Here is a 7,807-nt window from a genome sequence, read left to right as displayed (position 1 = left end):
TGCGTCGTATTCGATGGGACGGCCAAACCCGGAAGTTTCTGGAATGTTAAGCGATTCAACAAAGTCATGAATGACTCGAGCAATGTGGTCTTGAGGGAGTGAAAAGTTAACAGAGACTATGATTTCGGGAGAAGATGTGGTATACTTAAGTCCGTTCATTAGAGATAGTCCTTTCTGGATTGTCTTAGGCAGGAGGTTGTGGTCTCCTGCCTTTTTTATTCATTCAATTCGATACTTAATTATACCAAAACCCCGTCAAAACATGATGAATAAATGTTTTGACGGGGTTATTTTTCTAAAGAAACTGTCGACTTATGTCACAGCCTCTTTTATTTAGCATTTTCAACAAAATAATAGATAACTCTACAAAATTAAGCAACTCAGTTGACACTGATCGCACTCTCTCGTTATACTAAAATCAAATTAGATCAAAGGAGTAATGATTATGCAAAAACGCGCAAACTTTTTATTTATTACTAAACAAGATGATATCTACACCTTATCAATGACTCCTGAATTACAAGATGATTTAGGGACGGTAGGATTTGTTGATTTTACTCAAGAATCCCATCTTGAAGAAGGCGACACGCTAGTTAACCTTGAAGCAGCTAAGTCAGTGCTTGAACTGGATTCACCGATTGCAGGCGATATTATCGAAGTGAATAAAGCAGCGGTTGATAATCCAAGTTTATTAAACTCTGAAAAAGAAGAAGAAAATTGGCTAGTAAAATTAAGCAATGTTAATGAGGAAGAGTTTCAAGCGCTTGAGAAGTAAGTTTTAAAGACAACGAAGCTCGTTGTCTTTTTTATTTTGAAAGGAGATTTTATGCATCCTAAAGATGTTTACTTGCGTTCAATGGTTGATTATTTACTTGAGGAATGTGAAAGCCAAAAGCCAGTTGATCAACACTCGAATCGGCTTCAAGGATTAAGGTATGAAGTGGCCTCCGCTGACCAATTTAAGCTACCACCAAAGCCGTGGACAACAAAGGATCTTATGAGTATTTGGCGAGGCCTCATTAATCGTCGTGAACCTTTTGATATAAGTAGTGACTATTTAGCTAATGAAGATGCTTTGTTAAAAGAATTAAGAACAGAAGTGTCAACCGTTTCCTTGAACGATTTATCCACTGATTATAAACCTTTATATCTTTGGCAAGGAGATATTACCCATTTAAGTGTTGACGGAATTGTAAACGCTGCCAACAGTGAGATGCTCGGATGTTTTATACCTAATCATCATTGTATAGATAATCAAATCCATACTTACGCAGGTGTTCGAATGCGTTTGCGGTTGTTTGAAGAGATGAAAGAACAAGGGCGCAAAGAACCTGTCGGGAAAGCACGCGTCACTCCAGGGTATAATTTACCCTGTGAATATGTTATTCATACCGTTGGACCGATTATTACAGGTGAAGTCAACGAAATTAAAAAACATCAGCTACAAAAATGTTATCGATCTTGCTTAAAAAAGGCAGATGAACTAGGGTTGAAAAGTCTTGCTTTTTGTAGTATTTCTACCGGTCAATTTGGTTATCCTAAAGAACTTGCTGCTCAAGTAGCTTACGAAACAGTTTGCCATTATTTAAAGCACACACAAAGTGATCTTCAAGTGATCTTTTGTGTTTATAGCGATGAAGACCAATCAATTTATCAAAGATTATTAGAGGAGCAACCTTATGACTCATTGGAATAGAATTAATAGCGAGCATTATGAAGAGCGCATCCAACAACTGTATAACTTAATGCAAGAAGCAGACGGGATTGTCGTAGGAACAGGTGCAGGCATGTCGGCTGCCGGCGGTTTTACATACCACGGGCCTCGTTTTGAAGAAAACTTTAAAGCGTTTATTGATGAATATGGTTTTTTAGATATGTTACACGCTGCTCTTTATAATTTTCCTACCTGGCAAACGTATTGGGCGTTTGAAAGCAAGTTTATTTTATTGAATTATTTTAACACAAACCCTTTAATCATTTATCAACAATTAAGTACCTTATTAAAAGATAAAAACTATTTTATTTTAACGACTAATGCGGATAATAGATACCGATTCAACGATTACGATATGGACCGTATCTTCCAAATGCAAGGAGAATACGGCAAAATGCAGTGCTCCAAGCAGTGTCATAATACTCTTTATGAAGATGAAGCATTAATGTGGCAAATGGTCGATGAACAAGAAAATTTACTCATCCCTCAAGATTTAATTCCTTATTGTCCTAAGTGCCAAGCGCCGTTAGAAATGAATAAACGCGACGCAGTGCGAGGCATGGTGGAAGACGATCAGTTCGCCAGACAGCGATTTAAATACGAGCAGTTTTTAAAAGATCATGAAGACAAAAAGCTTTTATTTTTAGAAATTGGGGTAGGGTTTACTACTCCTCAATATATTAAACGTCCCTTCCAACAGTGGGTGAAAGCACATCCAAAAACGCAATACGTGACGCTTAATCAACGAAATTACGCTTTAGACCCTCAAATTAAGGAACGGACTTCTTGGTTGAAAGAAGATATTCAAGCAATTTTAGCAGATTTAGTAATGATAAACGAAAGGTCGTGACCGAATGAAATTAATCCAAAACAAACGAAACGGCGAATATTTTTATGATGCTGGGGTAGATATGGCGATGCAAGATTATATTATCCACCATTTAGATGTGGATGATGATCTTATTTTCCCTTATTTAAGTGAGCCGAAAGTTCAAATCGGTCGTTATCAAAATACTAAAAAAGAAATTGACTTAGCCTTCGCTAAAGCTCATGACATTAAAATCTCAAGACGTGATACCGGGGGCGGGGCATTATATATTGATGAAGGTTCGCCTGCTTTTTGTTACATCTTTAAAGATACTTCAATGTATGCTGATTACGCTAAACTATATGAGCCAGTTATTGAAGTGCTAAAAGTACTTGGGGTAAAAGACGTTAAAATGGCAGGACGCAATGACTTAGAAGTGGATGGATATAAAATATCAGGCGCTGCCATGCGCAAAGTTAAAGGTAAAGTTCATGCCGGGTATTCCGTTTTAATCGATGTTGATTACGACACTTTAGGGCAAGTCTTAACTCCAGATAACCAAAAGATCACATCAAAAGGGATTGATTCCATTCGTAAACGGGTTCGTGGTATTCGAGAATTTTTAGCGCCTGAATACCAAGATTTAACCCATCAAGAAATTGTGGATTTAATTACGTGTCGTATACTAGGTGTCGACCATTTAGAAGAAGCACCAGTTTATCAATTAAGCAAAGACGATTGGGCAGTTATTGATCAAGCTTGCGAAGATAAATATCAAAATTGGCAATGGAACTATGGACAAGATCCCGTTTATGAACAAGTAAAGCATCGTAAGTTTCCCGGAGGTCTTGTTGAAATTCATTTAAATGTCGATAAAGGACGTATTAGGCATATTAAAATTTATGGCGACTTTTTCGGAAGTGAAGATATTAAAGATGTGGAAACATTATTAACGGGTCAACGACTAAAAGAAGAAGACCTGGCCAAAGCGTTACACTCAATTCAATTGAATGAATACTTTGGCTACGTGACGGCTGATGAATTAGTCCAATTATTAGTTGAGTAATTAAAGAAAGGATACCGATCGATGAATCCAATATATCAACCATTGTTTGAACCCCTGACGTTACCTAATGGAGTGGAGTTAGCTAATCGTTTTGTGTTGTCACCCATTGTTATTAACGCTTCTACGTTAGAAGGGTATGTGACTCAAGATGAAATTGATTATGCTAAACGTCGAGCAGGATCTGCAGGCATGCAAGTAACGGGAGCTGCTTATATTGAGCCTTTTGGGCAGTTGTTTGAATATGGTATTGCGGCTTATGATGACCGCCAAATTCCAGGTTTGACTCAATTAGCTCAAGCGATGAAATCTCAAGGAAATAAAGCTATTTTACAGTTGACTCACGCCGGTCAATTTGCTGATATCGCAAGAAGAGACTACGGGTTAGTATTCGGACCCAGTGAGATGGAACTTAATACGCCATTTCCTCATAAAGTTTATCCGATGTCCAAGCGTAAAATTAATCAAATTATCCAACAATATAAAGACGCTACAAAACGTGCTATTAAAGCAGGATTTGACGGAGTAGAAGTGTCCGTCGCCCAACGTTTATTAATTCAACAATTCTTTTCACCTTTTTCCAATAAGCGAACGGATGAATACGGCGGTGAAAGCTTCGAAAACCGTGCTCGTTTGGGATTAGAAATCTTTAAAGCAGTCCGAGAAGCCATTGAAGAAGAAGGTGCACCGGATACGTTTATTTTAGGTTTTAGAGGCACTCCTGAAGAAGCAAGAGGAAGCGAGATTGGTTATTCAGTTGAAGAATTTAACCAGTTTGTAGATGAAATATTAGATATTGCCCAAATTGACTATTACGCTACCGCAAGTTGGGGCAAAAATATTTACTTACAAAAAATTCGCTCAGCTAAACATGAAGGTCGTTACATGAATGAGGTGGTTTACGAACACTTTAAAGGTCGTTTACCGATTATGGCAACAGGCGGAATTAATTCACCCCAAAAAGCATTGGAAGCCTTGCAGTTCGCTGATTTTATCGGCATGTCCGCACCCTTTGTGACGGAACCTGATTTTGTAACGAAGTTAAAAGAGGGTCAAGAAGATAAGATTGATTTATCTTTAACTGAAGAAAAGCGGATCGACTTAGCAATTCCCGAAGCAGCGTTTAAAGATATTGTTTATATGATGGATTTAGGAGGCGCTTTATCTAAAAAGACTCGAGATGAAATGCGCACCTTATCGAGCAATTATAATTCAAAGGACGAAAGTTAAATGGTTCAATTTAGTATTTTAGATTATGCTCAAATTGATGAAGGTGAGACAAGTTATGATGCTATTCAAAATACCGTCGCCCTCGCTCGTCATGCGGAGCAATTAGGTTTTAAACGGTTTTGGGTCGCAGAACATCATGATGTTCCTGCTTTTGCTAGTAGCAGTCCTGAGTTATTAATGATGCATATCGCGGATCATACTGAGCACATTAAAATAGGTTCTGGTGGGGTCATGATTCCTCATTATAGTTCTTATAAAGTCGCTGAAAATATTCGTTTACTCCAAGCCACTCACCGAGGTCGGATTGATTTAGGCGTGGGGAATACGGTTGGAACAAAGTGGGTCAATGAAGCGTTAAACGAAGGAAAAGATAAACGAAGTTACCAATCAGCGATCGAAGATTTAAAAGCTTATTTGTACCCTCAAATGCCAGAAGATTTCCGGTTTAAAGAATTAACTGCTCGCCCCGTCGTGGAAGAGTCTCCGGAAATATGGATGTTAAGTACGAGTGTTCGTAATGCAGAGTATGCTGCTCAATCGGGAGTCAAGTATTGTTACGGCCTTTTTCCAGGGATTCCAGGGGATCGCTTTGAAGTAGGAAAAGAAGCACTTCAAGCTTATAATGATCAATTCGTTCCTAATTCGTCTAAGCTACCTAAAGGGACAATGGTGGCTGTTTTTGCAGCCATCGGAGAAACAGAAAAAGAAGCAGAAGAATTAGGAAAAGCCATTCATTTATGGCTTCTTGGTCAAGATGATTTTAGTCATTTCAAACGCATTCCAAGCGTAGCTACCGCTCGTGACTATCCGCTGACAACGGAACAAAAGGAACGCATTAAAGCTCAAGAGCACCGAGTCTTCGTTGCGAGTCGCCAACAATTAAAAGAAAAATTAGATCAATGGATTGATTACTTTAAGACAGACGAAGTGCTCTTATGTTTATTGGCTCCGGGTATTAAACAACGAATGAACAGTTTAAACATTATTGCCCAAGAATATCAACTTTAAAAAATCTCCTTTATCCCGCTGTGGGTAAAGGAGATTTTTCTAAGTAATTTTATTTGTATTAGCAAAGTGCATTTTGGCCACGGAAGGTAACATATGACGGCCATAATCTTTAACAAGTTGACGTCCGATTCGGTCTACATTAGCACCTGCCCCAGAAGGAAGAGTTAAACCGTAAGGTTTTCCTAGTTCTTCTAAAGAAGTTAAAAAAGCCTCTCGGGCGATAATTGATGCACAAGCCACTGCTAAATGTTTTCCTTCTCCTTGTCTAGCGAATAACATTTTACCTTGATAAGGATTTGTTTCTTTTTTTAAGTATTCTTTGTAACGTTTAGGTGAAGTGAATTCATCAATAAAGACCGCTTGCAATGAATCTTTTTGGTCTTTAGATAATTTTTGGTAAAGTTGCTGAATCGTTAAGTTATGCAAATGAACTTTCATTGCGTTGGCGTTAAGAGTTTGGTTCAGTTGATTATACTCTGTTGGCGTACAAATAGTTAGAGCATAAGGGATATCTTGTTTAAGTTGGGCGGCAATTTGGCGAATCCGCTGATCTGTTAGTTGCTTAGAGTCTTTAGCCCCTAATAATTGAGCCTTTTTAATTAAAGGCCTATCTAAATAAACAGCGCACACAGTTAAAGGACCAAAATAGCTACCATTTCCAACTTCATCACTGCCAATAATAGTCCATGATGAAAAGTTGGCCGGTAACTCTTGGGGACTTAGCTTAGCTTTTGGATTGGATTTTGAAGAAGGTGTGGAGACAGACGAAACTTGTTCCCACTGGCTGGCTTCTTGGATTGCTTTGTTACCTTGAAATAGCACTTTACCACTTTTGTAAGCAGTAATCGTGACGCCATTAGTTGTCTTAACCCGGAAAAGACTGTGAGGGACCGGTTTAATTAGTTGGTTTTGATAATGACGGTGAAGGGTTTCTATTTGTTGAGGTGACATGTTTAGTGTAATATAACTCATTTAAGTCGCTCCTTTTTGCCCTCATGCCTTGGGCGGATGTATTTTTGCTGAAATTTTGTTAAAATAACTTGTAAGATGTTTTCCAAACAAGGAGGATCGATATGTCTAATACACAATATTTTGATGCAAAAATTGCTAACAAGCATTATACCATTAAAGGGAATAAGTCACCAGATCACATGTCTGCAGTAGTTGATTTAGTTAACCAACAACTAGACCAACTCTCTCAAATTGATCCGACACTGTCGATTATGGACCAGAGTTTATTGATGGCTGTCAATGCTGTATCTGATCAATTAACACAAGAAGCAAAAATTATCGAATTAGAACAGGAAATTAAACGATTAAAAGAACAGCCAAAAGTACCTTATGAGCGAAAGATTCCTGATCCGATTGATGAAGAGTACGACATTCCTTTCATCAAACAACAACAGCCTAAAGAATAGGAGAATTTATGCTTACTTTTATTATTCTAATTATATTACTATATAGCTTTTATGTAGGTTACCGAAAAGGGTTAGTTTTACAAGTAGTTAAAGTCGCAAGCTTTAGTTTGACGACGTTATTTGCTAGTAGTTTTGCTCAAAAACTAACCCCTTATCTTGAAATGATTGTTCCCTTTCCTTCTGTTCAACGTACAAGTGATTTAGCGCTTTATAACCAACAAGCGAGCTTTCAAGTTGATGAAGCGTTTTACCGAGCGATTTCGTTTGTCTTAGTCTTTTTCATAGGTTGGCTACTGACACAATTTGTTTTAGCCGCCCTTCGTCCGCTAAGTTACTTTGAAGGGTTTCATTACGTTAACCGACTAGGTGGGGGATTTGTTAATTTATTGATAACCTTCACGTTTATTTTCGTTGGATTATTTATCTTATCGCTTATTCCTATTGAATGGATCCAACAACAATTTGTCAATAACCCAATCGCTTTTAGAATTGTTTCTTCCACCCCTATTTTATCTGAATGGGCACAACAAGCATGGTTCCAGTTTAATCCTTTTAATTAATACGCT

9 protein-coding genes are annotated in these 7,807 nt (G+C 37.9%); 8 read left to right on the top strand and 1 reads right to left on the bottom strand.

Annotation, left to right across the window (positions count from 1 at the left end):
- Positions 1 to 445 precede the first annotated feature (445 nt).
- The 6 genes from BLR79_RS03840 to BLR79_RS03815 are packed head-to-tail and all read left to right on the top strand — an operon-like array spanning position 446 to position 5,823.
- Complete coding sequence (locus BLR79_RS03840) at positions 446 to 775, top strand: glycine cleavage system H family protein (RefSeq protein ID WP_092085043.1); 330 nt, start codon at positions 446 to 448, stop codon at positions 773 to 775.
- A gap of 51 nt (positions 776 to 826) precedes the next feature.
- Positions 827 to 1,696 (top strand): protein-ADP-ribose hydrolase, encoded by an 870-nt coding sequence (locus tag BLR79_RS03835; RefSeq protein ID WP_092085041.1) that lies wholly within the window; start codon positions 827 to 829, stop codon positions 1,694 to 1,696.
- Positions 1,680 to 2,564 (top strand): SIR2 family NAD-dependent protein deacylase, encoded by an 885-nt coding sequence (locus tag BLR79_RS03830; protein ID WP_092085039.1) that lies wholly within the window; start codon positions 1,680 to 1,682, stop codon positions 2,562 to 2,564. Before BLR79_RS03835 ends, BLR79_RS03830 begins: the two co-directional genes overlap by 17 nt.
- A 4-nt stretch (positions 2,565 to 2,568) precedes the next feature.
- Positions 2,569 to 3,588, top strand: a complete 1,020-nt coding sequence (locus BLR79_RS03825; protein WP_092085037.1) for a lipoate--protein ligase — start codon at positions 2,569 to 2,571, stop codon at positions 3,586 to 3,588.
- A gap of 21 nt (positions 3,589 to 3,609) precedes the next feature.
- Positions 3,610 to 4,815: an NADH-dependent flavin oxidoreductase gene (locus BLR79_RS03820; RefSeq protein WP_092085035.1), complete on the top strand. Its 1,206-nt coding sequence runs from the start codon at positions 3,610 to 3,612 to the stop codon at positions 4,813 to 4,815.
- Entirely contained in the window at positions 4,816 to 5,823 is a 1,008-nt protein-coding gene (locus BLR79_RS03815; protein WP_092085033.1) for an MsnO8 family LLM class oxidoreductase, read from the top strand. It abuts the gene before it with no gap.
- Between the two features lie 39 nt (positions 5,824 to 5,862).
- Here BLR79_RS03815 and rnhC read toward each other — a convergent pair whose 3' ends face one another.
- Positions 5,863 to 6,795 (bottom strand): ribonuclease HIII, encoded by a 933-nt coding sequence (rnhC, locus tag BLR79_RS03810; protein WP_092085031.1) that lies wholly within the window; start codon positions 6,793 to 6,795, stop codon positions 5,863 to 5,865.
- Positions 6,796 to 6,896: 101 nt separating this feature from the next.
- Between rnhC and BLR79_RS03805 the strand changes: the two genes are divergently transcribed.
- Together BLR79_RS03805 and BLR79_RS03800 are read left to right on the top strand one after the other, a co-directional pair.
- Complete coding sequence (locus BLR79_RS03805) at positions 6,897 to 7,241, top strand: cell division protein ZapA (protein WP_092085029.1); 345 nt, start codon at positions 6,897 to 6,899, stop codon at positions 7,239 to 7,241.
- Between the two features lie 8 nt (positions 7,242 to 7,249).
- Positions 7,250 to 7,801, top strand: a complete 552-nt coding sequence (locus BLR79_RS03800) for a CvpA family protein (protein ID WP_092085027.1) — start codon at positions 7,250 to 7,252, stop codon at positions 7,799 to 7,801.
- Positions 7,802 to 7,807 lie beyond the last annotated feature (6 nt).

Origin of the sequence: Dolosicoccus paucivorans (assembly GCF_900100125.1) — a bacterium.
Taxonomy (GTDB): Bacteria; Bacillota; Bacilli; order Lactobacillales; family Aerococcaceae; genus Dolosicoccus; species Dolosicoccus paucivorans.
This window is presented reverse-complemented; position numbering and strand designations above follow the sequence as displayed.

What these genes read in the sequence shown, in the direction of transcription:
- rnhC (WP_092085031.1), bottom strand. Translation starts at nt 6,795, where the DNA reads ATGAGTTATATTACACTAAACATGTCACCTCAACAAATAGAAACCCTT.
- BLR79_RS03805 (WP_092085029.1), top strand. Translation starts at nt 6,897, where the DNA reads ATGTCTAATACACAATATTTTGATGCAAAAATTGCTAACAAGCATTAT.
- BLR79_RS03820 (WP_092085035.1), top strand. Translation starts at nt 3,610, where the DNA reads ATGAATCCAATATATCAACCATTGTTTGAACCCCTGACGTTACCTAAT.
- BLR79_RS03800 (WP_092085027.1), top strand. Translation starts at nt 7,250, where the DNA reads ATGCTTACTTTTATTATTCTAATTATATTACTATATAGCTTTTATGTA.
- BLR79_RS03815 (WP_092085033.1), top strand. Translation starts at nt 4,816, where the DNA reads ATGGTTCAATTTAGTATTTTAGATTATGCTCAAATTGATGAAGGTGAG.
- BLR79_RS03830 (WP_092085039.1), top strand. Translation starts at nt 1,680, where the DNA reads ATGACTCATTGGAATAGAATTAATAGCGAGCATTATGAAGAGCGCATC.
- BLR79_RS03840 (WP_092085043.1), top strand. Translation starts at nt 446, where the DNA reads ATGCAAAAACGCGCAAACTTTTTATTTATTACTAAACAAGATGATATC.
- BLR79_RS03825 (WP_092085037.1), top strand. Translation starts at nt 2,569, where the DNA reads ATGAAATTAATCCAAAACAAACGAAACGGCGAATATTTTTATGATGCT.
- BLR79_RS03835 (WP_092085041.1), top strand. Translation starts at nt 827, where the DNA reads ATGCATCCTAAAGATGTTTACTTGCGTTCAATGGTTGATTATTTACTT.